14 protein-coding genes are annotated in these 14,702 nt (G+C 70.4%); 4 read left to right on the forward strand and 10 right to left on the reverse strand.

Annotation, left to right across the window (positions count from 1 at the left end; genetic code table 11):
- Window positions 1-304: 304 nt before the first annotated feature.
- Window positions 305-964 carry a phosphotransferase gene (locus ACIBKY_RS10660; RefSeq protein WP_397096220.1) on the reverse strand — a complete coding sequence of 220 codons (660 nt, stop codon included), beginning with the start codon at window positions 962-964 and terminating at the stop codon, window positions 305-307.
- A 308-nt stretch (window positions 965-1,272) separates the two neighbouring features.
- Here ACIBKY_RS10660 and ACIBKY_RS10665 point away from each other — a divergent pair, with 308 nt between their 5' ends.
- Both ACIBKY_RS10665 and ACIBKY_RS10670 read left to right on the forward strand, forming a co-directional pair.
- Entirely contained in the window at window positions 1,273-1,572 is a 300-nt protein-coding gene (locus ACIBKY_RS10665) for a hypothetical protein (RefSeq protein ID WP_397096222.1), read from the forward strand.
- Window positions 1,569-3,695, forward strand: coding sequence for a carbon starvation CstA family protein (locus tag ACIBKY_RS10670; protein WP_397096224.1), 2,127 nt, complete (start codon window positions 1,569-1,571; stop codon window positions 3,693-3,695). Before ACIBKY_RS10665 ends, ACIBKY_RS10670 begins: the two co-directional genes overlap by 4 nt.
- On the opposite strand, the gene ACIBKY_RS10675 is transcribed toward ACIBKY_RS10670, so the two are convergent.
- From ACIBKY_RS10675 to ACIBKY_RS10690, 4 genes are all read right to left on the reverse strand, one after another.
- The gene (locus tag ACIBKY_RS10675) at window positions 3,675-5,201 is read right to left on the reverse strand and encodes a glycerol-3-phosphate dehydrogenase/oxidase (protein ID WP_397096226.1); all 1,527 of its coding nucleotides are present in this window, start codon (window positions 5,199-5,201) and stop codon (window positions 3,675-3,677) included. The genes ACIBKY_RS10670 and ACIBKY_RS10675 overlap by 21 nt on opposite strands.
- On the reverse strand, window positions 5,198-6,634 hold the full coding sequence (glpK, locus tag ACIBKY_RS10680; protein WP_397096227.1) for a glycerol kinase GlpK: 1,437 nt from the start codon (window positions 6,632-6,634) through the stop codon (window positions 5,198-5,200). The genes ACIBKY_RS10675 and glpK overlap by 4 nt, the downstream gene beginning before the upstream one ends.
- Before the next feature lie 73 nt (window positions 6,635-6,707).
- A complete protein-coding gene (locus tag ACIBKY_RS10685; protein WP_397096229.1) occupies window positions 6,708-7,403 on the reverse strand; it encodes an IclR family transcriptional regulator in 696 nt (231 codons plus the stop codon).
- A gap of 38 nt (window positions 7,404-7,441) precedes the next feature.
- Window positions 7,442-8,617: an erythromycin esterase family protein gene (locus tag ACIBKY_RS10690; RefSeq protein WP_397096231.1), complete on the reverse strand. Its 1,176-nt coding sequence runs from the start codon at window positions 8,615-8,617 to the stop codon at window positions 7,442-7,444.
- Window positions 8,618-8,695: 78 nt separating this feature from the next.
- Between ACIBKY_RS10690 and ACIBKY_RS10695 the strand changes: the two genes are divergently transcribed.
- The gene (locus tag ACIBKY_RS10695) at window positions 8,696-9,385 is read left to right on the forward strand and encodes a TioE family transcriptional regulator (protein ID WP_397096233.1); all 690 of its coding nucleotides are present in this window, start codon (window positions 8,696-8,698) and stop codon (window positions 9,383-9,385) included.
- Here ACIBKY_RS10695 and ACIBKY_RS10700 read toward each other — a convergent pair.
- The 5 genes from ACIBKY_RS10700 to ACIBKY_RS10720 form a co-directional block, all read right to left on the reverse strand.
- On the reverse strand, window positions 9,364-10,005 hold the full coding sequence (locus ACIBKY_RS10700; protein WP_397096235.1) for a hypothetical protein: 642 nt from the start codon (window positions 10,003-10,005) through the stop codon (window positions 9,364-9,366). The genes ACIBKY_RS10695 and ACIBKY_RS10700 overlap by 22 nt on opposite strands.
- Before the next feature lie 65 nt (window positions 10,006-10,070).
- Entirely contained in the window at window positions 10,071-10,730 is a 660-nt protein-coding gene (locus ACIBKY_RS10705; protein WP_397096237.1) for an HD domain-containing protein, read from the reverse strand.
- A complete protein-coding gene (locus ACIBKY_RS10710) occupies window positions 10,717-10,986 on the reverse strand; it encodes a hypothetical protein (RefSeq protein ID WP_397096238.1) in 270 nt (89 codons plus the stop codon). Before ACIBKY_RS10710 ends, ACIBKY_RS10705 begins: the two co-directional genes overlap by 14 nt.
- Window positions 10,983-11,429 carry a hypothetical protein gene (locus tag ACIBKY_RS10715; RefSeq protein ID WP_379617996.1) on the reverse strand — a complete coding sequence of 149 codons (447 nt, stop codon included), beginning with the start codon at window positions 11,427-11,429 and terminating at the stop codon, window positions 10,983-10,985. The genes ACIBKY_RS10710 and ACIBKY_RS10715 overlap by 4 nt, the downstream gene beginning before the upstream one ends.
- Before the next feature lie 116 nt (window positions 11,430-11,545).
- Complete coding sequence (locus tag ACIBKY_RS10720; RefSeq protein ID WP_397096240.1) at window positions 11,546-12,019, reverse strand: MarR family winged helix-turn-helix transcriptional regulator; 474 nt, start codon at window positions 12,017-12,019, stop codon at window positions 11,546-11,548.
- A 287-nt stretch (window positions 12,020-12,306) separates the two neighbouring features.
- Here ACIBKY_RS10720 and ACIBKY_RS10725 point away from each other — a divergent pair, with 287 nt between their 5' ends.
- Entirely contained in the window at window positions 12,307-14,367 is a 2,061-nt protein-coding gene (locus ACIBKY_RS10725; RefSeq protein WP_397096242.1) for a sacsin N-terminal ATP-binding-like domain-containing protein, read from the forward strand.
- Window positions 14,368-14,702: the final 335 nt, after the last annotated feature.

A 14,702-nucleotide genomic window follows, 5' to 3' on the forward strand; every position in this document is an offset into this window, starting at 1 on the left:
TTCCGGCAGGACGACCCGGGAAGATGATCGAGCGGCGAGAACCGCCCGTGGCGGCGCACAAGCCGGTGGCCGGGTTCCCCCGCGGGTGACGGCGAGCACGACCGGCCCCCGCGGGTGGCGGTGAGCACGCTGCCCGTCCCGCACGCGCCGGGGATCCGGAGCCGCCCCAGACTCCGCGACCCCCGGCTACACCGCCACGAACCCTCTCCGCGGCCACCACGCCGTCACGGAGGGAGCGCCCCGCCCGGCGACAGGCCCACGGGCGGCTTCCACGACGACCGGGGACCGGCGCCCCGGTGGCGCGTCACAGCCGAAGCTCCTCCAGTTCCCTGACCGCCTGGTCCATGTCGTCGGCGACGCCCTGGCTGAGCAGCCGCCTGTACAGGGCCTCGCCGCCGGCGCCGAAGCGCCGGATCTCCCTGGCACGGGCGCTCATCCTGGCCCGGATCTCCTCGACGATCGGGCCCGCCTCCCCGGCCCAGCCGTACGACTCCAGGAACATCCGCAGCCGGTGCGGCCGCGCGGCGAAGTCGGTGAAGCCCTCCGAGGCGGCCACGCGGCGGGCGTGCAGCGGCACCCACCCCAGCGCCGTCCACGCCAGGTCCGACTGGACGGTGGTCGGGCCGGCGAAGTCCCAGTCGAAGAACCCGACCAGCCGTCCCGCCGACCAGGCGGCGTTGAACGAGCTCGCGTCGTTGTGCGCGATGATCATGCCGGGCGACCAGCGCACGCCCGTACGCCATTCGGCGTCAGGGGGCGGCACGAAGTCGGCGACGGCCTCGTGGTAGTCACGCAGCCACCAGGCGACCTGGCGCAGCGTGTCCTCGGTGCGCGTCCACTCGGGCCAGACCCGGCGCACGCCCATCGTCTCGCCTTCCAGATACGTGAGGACCTCGCGGCCCTCGGAGTCGATTCCCAGGACGCGCGGCGCCCCCTCGAATCCCTTGCCTTCCAGATGTCTCAACAGCGCGTGAACCGTCCGGGTCCAACGCCTGACCGTCCTGCGAACCGTGCCCCCCACACGAACAGCACCACCGTCATTGCCGCCCTCCAACAGACCTCCCCTCAGGAACACCCAGACGATTGTCCGTTCCGTCACCACGCGCGACAAGAGCAACGCGGCGCGCGTTCGCGCGGGTGATCGCCCAGGTGATCGCGGGCGGCCTTCAGGTGGCGGACCTGCGACGTCCGGCGCGCGAAGATCCGGCCGGTGCTTTACGTGAGGGTGCCAGGGGGCTAGCGTCGAAAATGATCCTGCAACAGGAGTGAGGGATGTTCTCGATCACACTCACCGCCGCGGCGCGAGACGCGCTGCGCCCGGATGAGGTGATCTTCTTCGAGTGGCACGGCATCGGCGTGTGCTGCGCGCACGACGGAGAGTTCTCGGCCCGGCCGGTACGCCGGGCCCGGCTCCCCCGCCGCGCACGGCAACTCGGCGACGATCCCGCCTTCGCTCTCCCCGTCGCCTGGATGCGTCTCGCCGGGCACGCGGTCACGATCGACTGCCACACGTGGGGGCGCTGGCGGCGCTTCACGACCGACCTCCCCTGCCTAGGAGGGACCGTCCGGTGAAACTGCGATCCATACTCATCTGGACAGCCGTCGCCGTCGTCGGCGCCGTCGGCTGGGCCGTCCTGGCCCTGTCGCGGGGCGAGAACGTCAACGCGATCTGGCTGCTGGCCGCGGCGCTGGGCTCCTACGCCATCGCCTACCGCTTCTACGCCCGCTTCATCCTGCGTCGCGTGCTCGGCGCCGACGCCCGGCGCGCCACGCCGGCCGAGCGGCTCAACAACGGCATCGACTACCACCCGACCGACCGGCGCATCCTGTTCGGCCACCACTTCGCCGCCATCGCCGGGGCCGGACCGCTGGTCGGGCCGGTGCTGGCCGCGCAGATGGGCTACCTGCCCGGCACGATCTGGATCGTCGCCGGCGTCATCTTCGCCGGCGCCGTCCAGGACATGGTGATCCTGTTCTTCTCCATGCGCCGCAACGGCAAGAGCCTCGGGCAGATGGCCCGCGACGAGATCGGCCCGATCGGCGGCGCCGCCGCGCTGATCGCGGTCTTCGCCATCATGATCATCCTGCTGGCGGTGCTCGCGCTGGTCGTCGTGGGCGCGCTGGCACGTTCGCCCTGGGGAACCTTCTCGATCGCGATGACCATCCCGATCGCCTTCTTCATGGGCTTCTACCTGCGCAAGCTACGGCCGGGCCGGGTCGTCGAGACGACGGTCATCGGCGTCGGCCTGCTGCTGCTGGCGATCGTCGCCGGCGGCTGGGTGCAGGAGTCGAGCTGGGCGGAGACGTTCACGCTCAGCCCGTCGGCGCTGTCGCTGTGGCTGATCGCCTACGGCTTCGTCGCCGCCGTGCTGCCGGTCTGGATGCTGCTCGCGCCCCGCGACTACCTGTCGACCTTCATGAAGATCGGCACGATCGTGCTGCTCGCGATCGGCGTCGCGATCACCATGCCGGTGATGCGGACGACGGCGTTCACCGACTTCGCCTTCAACGGCAAGGGCCCGGTCTTCGCCGGGTCGCTGTTCCCGTTCGTCTTCATCATCATCGCCTGCGGGGCGCTGTCGGGCTTCCACTCCCTGATCTCCTCGGGTACCACGCCCAAGATGATCCAGAAGGAGACCCAGGTCCGGATGATCGGCTACGGCTCCATGCTGATGGAGTCGTTCGTGGCGGTCATGGCCATCACCGCTGCCTGCATCCTGAGCCCCGGGCTGTACTTCGCCATGAACTCGCCCGCCGGGGTCGTCGGCGCCACGGTCCAGACGGCCGCCGAGGCGGTGTCGAACATGGGCTTCGTCATCACTCCCGAACAGCTCCAGGCGGCGGCGCAGGCCGTACAGGAAGAGACGCTCATCGCCCGGACGGGAGGTGCGCCGACGCTGGCGGTCGGCTTGTCGCAGATCTTCTCCGACTTCATCGGCGGGCCGGGGCTGCAGGCGTTCTGGTACCACTTCGCGATCATGTTCGAGGCGCTGTTCATCCTCACCACCGTCGACGCCGGGACCCGCGTCGGGCGCTTCATGCTGCAGGACACGCTCGGCAACGTGTGGAAGCCGATCGGCCGGGTCAGCTGGTGGCCCGGACTCGTCGGGACCAGCGCGGTGGTCGTGGCGGCCTGGGGCTACTTCCTCTACCAGGGCGTCAACGATCCGCTCGGCGGCATCAACCAGCTCTTCCCGCTGTTCGGCATCGCCAACCAGTTGCTGGCGGCGGTGGCGCTGACCGTGGCGACCACGCTGCTCATCAAGAGCGGCCGGCTGAAATGGGCGTGGGTGACCGGTGTGCCCCTCGCCTGGGACGTGGCGGTGACGCTGACGGCCAGCTACCAGAAGGTCTTCTCCGCCGATCCCGGGCTCGGCTTCTTCGCCCAGCGCAACCGCTTCCAGGCGGCGATCGACCAGGGGCAGGTCCTGGCCCCGGCCAAGACGCCCGAGGCCATGCGGCAGATCGTCGTCAACTCGACCGTCGACGGGATCCTGGCGGCGTTGTTCGCGGTGCTCATCATCATCGTGCTGCTGGACGCGATCCGCGTCTGGGTGCGGGCGATCAGGTCGCCCGAGCCGCTGCCGGACACCGAGGAGCCGTTCGTGGAGTCCAAGCTCGTCGAACCGGCCGGGCTGATCGCCACCCGCGAGGAGAAGGAACTGATGGCCGCCTCAGCCGCGGAGAAGGGCTGAGACCCGGTCGCGGATCCCGGGGGTGTCCAGGCCGCGGATCGTGAGGGTGGTGCGGCGCCGTACGACGTCGTCGACGGTCGCCGCCCACTCACGCTCGCGCGCGTAGACGACCTGCGCCCAGATGTCGGGCCCGTCCGGATGGATGCGCTCGCCCAGCACCGGGTCCTGCTGGATCAGCCGGGCCAGGTCGAAGGCGAGCGAGCCGTAGTGCGTGGCGAGGTGGCGGGCGATCAGCGGGTCCATCCGCGCGTCCGGCTCGCGGTCGGTGAACAACCGCATCGCGACCGCGTCGGGACTGGCCATCCCCGGCAGCGGTACGGCCGGCAGCACCTTGGCGTGGTCGCCGCCCAGCACCTTCGACAGGGTCTCGAACACGTGCCTGCCGATGTGCCGGTAGGTCGTCCACTTGCCGCCGGCCACCGACAGCATGCCGCCCCTGCCGTAGGTCAGGACGGTCTCCCGCTTGGCCGCCGTGACCCGGCCGGGCCCGCCGGGCAGCACGCGCAGCCCGGCGAAGGTGTAGGTGATGTCCTGCCTGGACAGCCCGGTGACCGCGTGGCCGGCCTCGTCGAGGATCTGGTCCACGTCGGCGTCGGTGGCGCGTACCTGCCCGGGGTCGCCGGTGTACTCCTCGTCGGTGGTGCCCAGCAGCAGGTGGTCCTCCCACGGGATGGCGAAGGACACGCGGTACTTGTCGATCGGCGTGGTCAGCGCGGCCTTCCAGGGCTCGCGCCGGCGCATGACCACGTGCGCGCCCTTGGACAGCCGGATGCTGGGCTCGGCGGCGGCGTCCTCCATCGCGCGCAGTTCGTCCACCCAGGGGCCGGTGGCGTTGAGCACCAGGTGGGCCTGGACGCCGAACTCCGTGCCGTCGAGCCGGTCGCGCAGCTCCGCCCCGCACACACTGCCCCGGCTGAAGCGCAGCCCGGCCACCTCGGCGTGGTTGAGCACGACCGCGCCCGCCTCCACCGCCGCGCGCACGGTCATCACCGCGACGCGGCTGTCGTTCATCTGGTGGTCGCCGTAGACGGCGGCGGCGCGCAGGCCGTCCATGCGCAGCTCCGGCACCAGTTCCTGGGCCTTGCGCGGGCCGACGATCCGGCCGAGCGCGGCCGACAGCGCCGAGTACAGGAACACGCCCGCGCCCAGCTTGGCCGCGCCGTGCGGCCCGCCCTTGTACACGGGTACGACGAAGTCGAGCGGCTTGACCAGGTGCGGGGCGATGTCGGCGGCCAGGGCGCGGCGTTCGCGATGGTTCTCGGCGACGAGCTTGAGGTTTCCCGTCTGCAGGTAGCGCAGGCCGCCGTGCACCAGCTTCGACGACGCGCTGGAGGTGGCGCCCGCGAAGTCGCCCGCGTCCACCATGGCCACGCGCAGCCCCGCCTGGGCGGCCATCCAGGTGACGGAGGTGCCCAGGATGCCGCCGCCGATGACGAGCAGGTCGAACACGGCCCTGGAGAGCTCCTCCCGCGTCTGCTCGCGGCCGGCTCCCGTGACGATCATCATGACTTCTCCACCCAGTCGAGCGTGCGGGCGACGGCCTTGTTCCAGTCGCGATATTCGCGCTCGCGCCGGCCGGGATCGATCCTTGGCCGCCACTCGGCCGCCTTGTGCCAGTTGGCGCGCAGGGTCGCGAGGCCGTCCCAGTAGCCGGTGGCCAGGCCCGCGGCGTAGGCGGCGCCGAGCGCGGTGGTCTCGGCGACCACCGGCCTGATGACCGGCACGTCGAGCACGTCGGCGAGGGTCTGCATGAGCAGGTTGTCGGCGGTCATGCCGCCGTCCACGCGCAGGCCGCTCAGCGCGAGCCCGGCGTCGGCGTTCATCGCCTCGACGACCTCACGGGTCTGGAAGGCCGTCGCCTCCAGTACGGCCCGCGCCAGGTGCCCCTTGTTGACGAACGCCGTCAGCCCGGCGATGACCCCGCGCGCGTCGCCGCGCCAGTGGGGCGCGAACAGGCCGGAGAAGGCGGGCACGAAGTAGCAGCCGCCGTTGTCGTCGACCGTCTTGGCGAGGGTCTCGATCTCGGCGGCGCTGGAGATCAGGCCGAGGTTGTCGCGCAGCCACTGCACGAGGGAGCCGGTGACGGCGATGGCGCCTTCGAGCGCGTAGGTGGCGGGGCCGTCGCCGAGCTGGTAGCCGACGGTGGTGAGCAGGCCGTGCCGGGAGACGACGGGCTTGGCGCCGGTGTTCATCAGCAGGAAGCTGCCCGAGCCGTAGGTGGACTTGGTCTCGCCCGGCTCGAAGCAGGTCTGCCCGAACAGGGCGGCCTGCTGGTCGCCGAGCGCGGCGGCGACCGGGATGCCACGGAAGTGCCCGTAGACCTCGGACGACGGCCGGATCTCGGGGAGGATCGCCCGGGGCACGCCGAGCGCGGCGAGCAGTTCGTCGTCCCAGGCCAGCGTGTGGATGTTCATCATCAGCGTACGGCTGGCGTTCGTCACGTCGGTGACGTGCCGGCCGGTCAGCTTCCAGATGAGCCAGCTGTCCACCGTCCCGAACAGGATCTCGCCCCGCTCGGCCCGCTCGCGCAGCCCCCGGTCGAGCATCCAGCGCACCTTGGGCCCGGAGAAGTACGTGGTCAGCGGCAGCCCCGCCCGCTCGCGGAAGATCTCGCCGTCCATCCCGGCGATGAGCTCGTCGGTGCGGGTGTCCTGCCAGACGATCGCCGGGCAGACCGGCTCGCCCGTCCGCCGGTCCCACAGCACGGCGGTCTCGCGCTGGTTGGTGATGCCGAGCGCGGCGATCTCCAGCCCGTCGACCGCCTCGGCCAGCACGCCCTGGACCGCCGCCCAGATCTCGGCGGCGTCGTGCTCCACCCAGCCGGGGCGGGGGAAGATCTGGCGGTGCTCGCGCTGGGCGACGGAGATGATGTTGCCGTCGTGGTCGAACACGATGCACCGGCTGGAGGTGGTGCCCTGGTCGATGGCGGCTGCGTACACGGGGAAGCCTCTTTCCACGATGTTCGACAATGCCGAACGCTCGGGGGAATCGTATGGGTTCCGGAGGGATGTTTCAACGGGCCAGATCGCGGGTGATGGCGCGGGCGGCGTCGCGCACGTAGGAGACGTAGCGCATGTCCAGCGCGCCGTCCCTGGTCAGACGCTCAACGGCGCCGCGGATGCCGATGGCCCCCACGACGACGCCGCTGGGATCCTTGATGGGCGCGGCGACGGAGACCTCGCCCTCCTCCAGCTCCTCCAGCTCGGCGGCCCAGCCCTGGGATCTGACCAGGTCGAGCTCGTCGTCGTCGGACTCCTCGTAGGGGTCGTGGGCCAGCAGGACCTTGCCGAGCGCGGTGGTGCGGGCCGGCAGGTACGCGCCCACCAGCAGCACCTGCATGCTGTCATCCGGCCGGAAGACGTGGTGGATCACCAGGACCTGGCCCTCGTGCAGGGTGCCGATCCACACGCTCTCCCTGCTGCGCCCGGCCAGGCCGTCGGCCCAGTTGAGCGAGCGGCCGCGCAGTTCGTTGACGTCGAGGTAGCTGCTGCCCAGGTGGAGCAGGGTCGCGCCGAGCCGGTACTTGCCGGTGGCGGCGTCCTGCTCGACGAAGCCGACGTGCACGAGGGTGCGCAGGATGCCGTGGAGGGTGCCCTTGGGCAGGGCCGTGGCCCTGGCCAGCTCGGCCACGCCCAGCTGGCGCGGCCCCGCGGCCAGGAGCCTGAGGATGGCCGCGGCCCGCTCGACCGACTGGATCGTCTCTCCCACGGTGCCGACGATAGCGCTTGTTCGGGATTGTCGAACAGCTAGCCCGCATTCTTGATGAAGACGATCCCCTCGGCATCGTGGTCCGGCTCCAGCGGGATGTAGCGGTGGTCGGTGCTGATCCGGGGCACCGGCTTCACGCCCGTCGCCGCCAGCGCCCTGGCGTCCACGACCAGGCGGTCCCCGGGCACGGCGGACAGGATGCCTTCGAGCGTGTCCGGCCCCGGCGGTTCCATACCCGGCCAGTGGCCGGCTCCGGTGGCGAGGAAGGCGTAGCCGCCGCCCAGCCGCGCCTGCGTGATCGCCCCCGCGCTCCACCACTCCACCGGAGTCTCACCCAGCCGCATGGTGCTGAGCTCGCGTTGCAGGTGCCGGTTGTGGGCGTAGACGAGCGTCGGGCCGCGGCGGGCCTCGTGCTCGGCGATCGCCAGCAGGTTGTCGGCCATCATGGCGTCGCGCAGCCCCGTCAGCCGCGGCAGCCGGTCGGGGGTGTCGTCGGCCATCGCCGCGTGGTAGCGCAGCAGGCCGGTCGCCGTCCTGCCGTACAGGCGGGCCCGCCACCAGTCCCGCCCGGACGCACGGGCCAGCCGGGGAGCCTCGGCGTCGAGGTAGCCGGTCAGGTCGCCGGCGAGCAGGCGCAGCCGTACCGCGTCGCCGGAACGCCCGATAGAGCGCGCGGGGTCCATCATCGCGTCCAGGTTGTCCCAGCGCTCGTCCGGCCCGAACAGCGCCGCGAAATCCGCCACGTCCCACGGCAGCCGCAGGTGGGCGGCCAGCGCCGCGTGCAGCCGCAGGAGCGCGTCGCGGGGACTGGCCGCGCCGCTCAGCTCCATCGGCGCGTCGAACCCGTGGAAGCGCAGCCGATCCTCCTCGCCGCGGCCGCGGTTGTAGTCCCGCATCCAGGCCACGAGCTCCCGCCCAGCGGCCGACCCGCCGAGCCCGTGGCTGAACCCCTCGCGCATGACCTCGTCGAGGTCGCCGTCGCCGCCCGCCACGTAGTCGTCCACGACCAGCCCCTTCAGGCAGTCGCTCTCGACGGTGACCGAGCGGTACCCGGCGTGCTCGACCAGATACCGGAACAGCTCGTTGCGCAGCCGGGGGAAGACCTCGACGCCGTGCGTGGGCTCCCCCAGGCCCAGCAGCCGTGTGCGCGTCCCGGCCAGCTTCAGCACGGCCGCGCCCAGGTCCCGCGCGTCCGCCCACGTGACATCTTCCATGCTTCAACGGTATCGTTGAACCTTCTGTTGAAGCTCTGGAGATTTCATCCGGTACGGCGAGGCCGTAACCTTCAACTCATGAGGCAGCTCCGCCCGATCGACCTGGCCCGCGAGCATGGCATCTCCTCGCAGGCCGTACGCAATTATGAAGAGGCGGGAATCCTCCCGCGGGCCGCGCGCACGCCGAGCGGGTACCGGGCCTATACCCCGCTGCACGCGCAGGCACTGCGCGCGTTCGTCGCCCTGGCCCCCGCGCACGGGCACCACACCGCCACCGCGGTCCTTCGCGCGATCAACGAGGACGCGCTGGAGGAGGCCCTGCGGCTCATCGACGAGAGCCACGCCCAGCTCCTGGAGGACCGCCGCACGCTGACCGCGGTCGAGAACGCGCTGCGGGACCTGGCCCCCACCCCGGCCGAGCACGGCGTCACCCACATCGGCCCGCTGGCCCGCAGGCTGGGCGTGCGCCCCGCCACGCTCCGCAAATGGGAACAAGCCGGCATCCTGCGCCCGGGTCGCGACCCGCGCACCGGCTACCGCGTCTACGCCTCCGCCGACGTGCGCGACGCCCAGTTCGCCCACCAGCTCAGACGCGGCGGCTACCTGCTGGAGCAGATCGCCCCCCTGCTCACCCAGGTCCGCGCGGCGGGCGGCATCGCCCCGCTGGAGGCCGCGCTGTCGGGCTGGCGCGAGCGGCTGTCGGCCCGGGGCCTGGCCATGCTCGGCGGCGCCGCCGCCTTGGACGCCTACCTGTCCGCCCGCGGCTGAGCCTCCTCGATCCAGCCGCGGTCGATGCCGGGGTTGTCGTCGTGCACGACGAACTCACGCTCGGCCTCCAGTACGGCGAAGCCGCCCGCGCCCAGCGCCCGTACCAGCGCGTCGAGCCGGTGCCCCGCCACGGACAGGCCGACGCCCCGGCACCGCTGGGTCACATACCGCTCGGCCGAGCCGTCTGGGCGTACCCGCCGGGCGTTGCGCGACAGGTGCGCGGAGTGCCGCTGGGCGATCTCGGCCAGTTTCTCCGTGCGCGCGGGGTCGATCACCGTGACGTGGTGCTCGAAGTAGCAGCCGTCGAGCTTCGCGGCCGCGGCGGCGGTCCAGGGCACGTCCCGGTTCCACGGCGCCGCCTCGATCTTCACCCTGACCACGCGGAACCCCGCCTCCCGCAGCCCCGCCGCGCACGTCGCGGCGGCGGCACGCTGCTCGGGCAGGGTGCCGCGGCCGGCGAGCGTCAGCGTCGGCTGGCAGGTGACGGCGCCGCGCGCCAGCACGACGTGGGTCAGGGTGGCCTGGTTGCCCGCCGCCCAGGCGTCCAGCCGTTCCACGTCGTCACCTGGCGCGACGGTCAGATGGATGTCGAATACCCCCGCGAAGTCCACGGAGGCCATGATCCACCACATCACGGTTTTTTCCGCTTTTTGTAGGAAATCGGGCCCGGAGGCCGTCGTATCTTCTAGGAGGTCGGGGCCGGGAGGCCGTCGTAGTCGCCCCAACCGGCCATCTCACGCCACGTGGGCCACGTCTGGCCGGTGGCCTGCCGTACCAGCTCACCGGGAAGGCTGAACGGCGGCGCCTTGCGCGGGTCGGCGAGCGCCTGGGCGAGGATCTCGTCGTGCAGGACGGCGGCGGCGCGCAGCCGCGGCAGCACCGCGTGGACGCGCTCGGCGTAGCCGGCGGGCAGCGGGGGGCCGTCCCCGCCGATGTCGTACCCGGCGCCGGCGGTCACCAGCGCGATCTCGGGGCGCTTGCGCAGGGCGATCGCGGGGCTGAGGTGCAGGGCGACGGCGTCCCAGACGACCTCGGCCCTGTCCTGCGGCACGCCGCGCCCGACGAGCCAGTTCGCGGCCAGGTCCGCGCCGTCGATCTCGAAGCTCCGCTGACCGTTGCCCGGCTCGCTGAGCCCCACGTCGTGCAGTACGCAGGCCAGGAAGAACAGCTCGTCATCGTAGTCGCGGCCCGGCAGCACGCCCTGCGTCTCGCCGGTGAAGCGGCCGTACAGGTAGGTGCGCATGCTGTGGTTGAAGATCGCCGGGCTCTCGATGGCACGGGCGTGGCGCACGGCCTCGATCGCGAGGGCACTCCCGGGGAACGGCAGGCCGTCATACGCTTCCATGCCGGATCCTCTCCGCACGCAGGTGGCGCAGGGCGAGCAGGCCGCCGACGCCGGGGACGAAGGCGCGCCACATGGTCCCTCGCAGGCCCGTGGACGGGGCGAGGGAGGCGGCGGCGATGACGGTCACGTAGGAGATGCCGTGCAGCGGGCCGCCGAACGTCGTGATGACCTTGGCGTGCACCGTGAACAGGTTCGTGAGCAGGACCGCCAGTGAGAGCAGCTCCACGGCCGAGGCGAACCGCAGGAGGCGCGTCACGCCGCCTGCCCGGAGCCGGGCCGTACGATCATCAGGACCACGACGATCGCCCACGCCAGGTTGTAGACGCCGGCGAACATCGACAGTTGCCGCAGCCGCGCCGGGTCGCCTTCGCCCTGGTCGGCCAGGGCGTCGCGCTGGCGCGGGTAGATCTGGGTGATGAGCAGCAGGGCCGCGGCGGCGGTCAGGACCATCGACACGATGATCCAGATCTCACCCATCCGGCCCTGGACTCCGGCCAGGATCATCCCGGCGAGCGGGACCACGAGGCCGAAGGCGGCGTACCCGCGGGTGACGCGGTGCAGCGCGACGGCCACCGACCGGCTGCGGCCCTCGCCCGCCGGGGCGGGCGCGTACCGGGGGAACAGGCTCGTCGCCACGGCCGATCCGCCGACGAACACGATGGCGGCCAGCACATGCACCGACAGCAGGACATGTTCCAGCATGTCTCCTCCTCCAACCTTCAGTGTGGCTGAAGCTTAGGGCATACTTCAGTCAGCCTGAAGGTTGGGGCCGGCTTGGTTGTGTCCTTCGATCTTTCGACCGGAAGATGTGCTCCTCAGCGCGGGAGGTCGGGTGCCCGAGCCGGGAAGTCGGGTGCGGCGGCCAGGAAGGCGGCGAGAACGGCCTGGCCGACGCGGCGCTGGACCGGATCGGCGTCCGGCCCGAACAGGCGCTCGTCCGCCTCGGCCACCGCCTTCCTAGCCGCGCGCAGCAGGTTCACACCATCCGGCGTCACCTCGATCGCCGAGGCCGAGCCCGCACGAGCCGTATGGTCGCGCACCAGCCCCGCCGCCTCCAGCGACTTCACCGCCGCGTGCACACTCTGCACGGTGACCCCCTGCATACGCGCCAGATCACTGAACGACGCCCCGGGCACCCCGGTGATGTGCCCCAGCAGCCCAAGCCGCCTGACCGTCAGATCGAGCGGGGCCAGAGCGGCCGTCAGCTCATTCTCGACCCGCCGCGCCAGGGTCAGCACGATGATGGAGGTGCTGGTCACGGGCGGGCCAAGGCGGTCGTCGTCACTCACCCCGCCAGTTTCCCACCACCCACCGCACGACGACCCGCCTGATGGCCTCAAGCACCATTGTCACCCTGTGCAATCACCCCGAGCCCAGCCGGGACGCGTGGCCTCCGAACGTCAAAAGGTGAGGCCGAGATGACCGGACTCACGTAATACACCCTGGTGCGAACAGCGCCCTTCGCGAGGACATCTCACCGCAGTTTCCGTGTCAACCGGCACGCGGGAAACCCAGAAACTGTCGGGATCACCAGTTAGCGTGTCGCCATCTCAGGACGAAACACGAGGGCGAAGAGATGACTTTGGCCATCACGACACCAGCTCCTGGCAAGGGTGCGCACACCGCCGAACTTCTCGAGTACGCGCGCTCGGTCCTTCAGGACTGGCAAAACAGCCGGATCGCCAACTTCGCTCAGCAACTCCGGAACGCGAGCCGGGCGACCGCGCGAGACTATCGTGCATGGTCACTGCTGGAGCTACTACAGAACGCGCACGACGCGCATCCAGGCGACCGTACCGACGGCCGCGTCCACATTCTGCTGGACGAGACGGACGGCGAGCACGGAACCCTGTTCGTGGCCAACGGCGGCACCCCGTTCACCCGGGATCGGGTCATGGCCGTCTGCAAGTTCGCAATGAGCGAGAAGAAGGTGGGCGAGGGGATCGGCAACAAGGGCGTCGGCTTCCGCAGCGTCCTTGAGCTCACCAACGCTCCTGAGATCTTCAGCTCCTCCCTGGGCCTGCTTGACGGCTACCGCTTCCGCTTCGCCACTCTCCCCGACCTCGTCGACCTGCTCGGAGACGCAGATCTCGGCGCACTCGCGCATGCTGAGCTGCCTGACTTCCAAGTGCCGTACCCGATCGCGGATCTCCCACTCCCTTGTGAAACGCTCGCCGAAGCGGGACATGTCACCATCATCCGGCTTCCGCTGAAGAGCGACGATGCCCGCGTGACAGCGCTGCGGCTGTGGGAAGAAATGGCCACGGCCGAAGTGCCCGTCATGCTCTTCCTCAACCGTCTGGAGAGTCTGACGCTTGAACTCCGCACCCGCGACGGTCGCGCCGATACGAAGAGGCTCTCCCGCCAGGAACGCCCTTTCGGCCACGTCACCGGAGCCCAGAAGGACGCGGATCTTCCCGAGGTGTCTATGGCAGAGGCCGACCTCGGCGAGTTCGGCCGCTACACCATGGTCCGCGGTGTGGTTCCCCCGGCTCAGCTGACCGACGTGGTCGACCGGGCCGTAGCCGCCGGAGATTTGGACGAGTCCTGGCAGGACTGGGCCGAGCCCGCCGTCGTGGAGATCGCGATTCCCGTCACCGCCGAGGCCGTCAGCGGACGCCTCTACACGTTCCTACCGCTCGGAGAGCATGCCGCCTCCCCGCTCCTGGGTCATCTGAACGCGCCGTTCTTCACCAAGGTGGATCGCACCGCGCTGGACGAGACACACCCTCTGAACAGGATGCTCCTGACCACCGTGGCGGAGACCTGCCTGCTCGCGGCGGTCCATCTGCGGCAGCAGCAGACCCCTCTGTCACGACGCGTGGCCATCGATCTGATCGCATGGCAGGGGGATCTTGCGGCGCTTGTCCGGGACAATGTGCAGCGGGTCCACGGGGCCTGCGTCGAGGACGTCCCTCTGGTGCCCATCCTTGATCGCCATTCGCACGGCCAGTCCTGGGGGACTCCGCACCAGACTATCCGGTGGCCGCGTAGTGATCTGCGAGTTCTGACAGCGGAAGCGGCCTGTGCCGTCGGCTCCTCCGTCGTGGATACGGCCTTGGGAGCGCGACGGCTGAACCGGCTTGTCCATTGCTTCGAGCTGAGGCTGGCGCCGTCCCCTGAGACTCTCGCCCACCATGCCGAGCAGATCGCCGCCCGCCTCCCCCGTCCACGGAACGGTGAGCAGCCCCTGCAGTGGGACGATCTTTACGTCGATCTCTATCATCTGTTCCACCAACATGAGGCCGGGCTCCTCAGGGGACGTCGCCTGCTGCTGTCCGAGGATGGCGAGCTGCGGCATTTCAACGGCACCGCGTCCGATGCGGCCGCTGATGCCTACCGCCATCAAGCCTTCTTCCATCCAACCTCCGCCGACCTGACCAACCTCGCTGGGGTCACCGTTCCGCGGACGCTGAAAAACGGCTGTTCTATACACATGAGAAGCTGCAGGTGGCCAACGGGCAAAGCGAGCCACACCACGAGGAAGCCCGTCGGTTCCTTCGCAAGAACGGGCTCGTGCACCAGTTCAATGTGCAGGGACTGCTCAGCCACGTCCGGCGTGAGCTTCAGAACAACTCGTCCGACGAGATACATCGTCAGGTGCTGCGCTTCGTCTTCCAGGTACACCGAAGCGTGAAGGGCAGCAACATCCCGGACGATCTCGTCCTCCATGTGCCCACCGCGTCCGGCCGTCTCGTCCCCGCCAGGACAGCATTCTTCGGCAAGGGGTGGCGGACGGAATGCGGTGACGATCTGGCCTCGGTCGTGACGGAGGGACATGATCTATGCGACGACCTGAAGTACATCCATGCCCGGTTCCTAGAGGAGCCCACGACGTTCGTGGGCCGCAACGGCGGTGCCCGCGACGAGTGGCAGCAGTTTCTGTCCGCGATCGGCGTTCGGGATGGGCTGGCCCCCCTCCATTCAAAAGTGAACCTCTGGCTCCATGCTCCGAGCAGCAGTAGCTTCATC

This window comes from Nonomuraea sp. NPDC050394, assembly GCF_044459065.1.
GTDB lineage: Bacteria > Actinomycetota > Actinomycetes > Streptosporangiales > Streptosporangiaceae > Nonomuraea.

Excerpts from the sequence above, each read along its gene's own strand:
- ACIBKY_RS10690 (WP_397096231.1), bottom strand. The coding sequence starts at position 8,617 with ATGGAAGATGTCACGTGGGCGGACGCGCGGGACCTGGGCGCGGCCGTG.
- ACIBKY_RS10725 (WP_397096242.1), top strand. The coding sequence starts at position 12,307 with ATGACTTTGGCCATCACGACACCAGCTCCTGGCAAGGGTGCGCACACC.
- ACIBKY_RS10665 (WP_397096222.1), top strand. The coding sequence starts at position 1,273 with ATGTTCTCGATCACACTCACCGCCGCGGCGCGAGACGCGCTGCGCCCG.
- ACIBKY_RS10695 (WP_397096233.1), top strand. The coding sequence starts at position 8,696 with ATGAGGCAGCTCCGCCCGATCGACCTGGCCCGCGAGCATGGCATCTCC.
- ACIBKY_RS10700 (WP_397096235.1), bottom strand. The coding sequence starts at position 10,005 with ATGGCCTCCGTGGACTTCGCGGGGGTATTCGACATCCATCTGACCGTC.
- ACIBKY_RS10705 (WP_397096237.1), bottom strand. The coding sequence starts at position 10,730 with ATGGAAGCGTATGACGGCCTGCCGTTCCCCGGGAGTGCCCTCGCGATC.
- ACIBKY_RS10675 (WP_397096226.1), bottom strand. The coding sequence starts at position 5,201 with ATGATGATCGTCACGGGAGCCGGCCGCGAGCAGACGCGGGAGGAGCTC.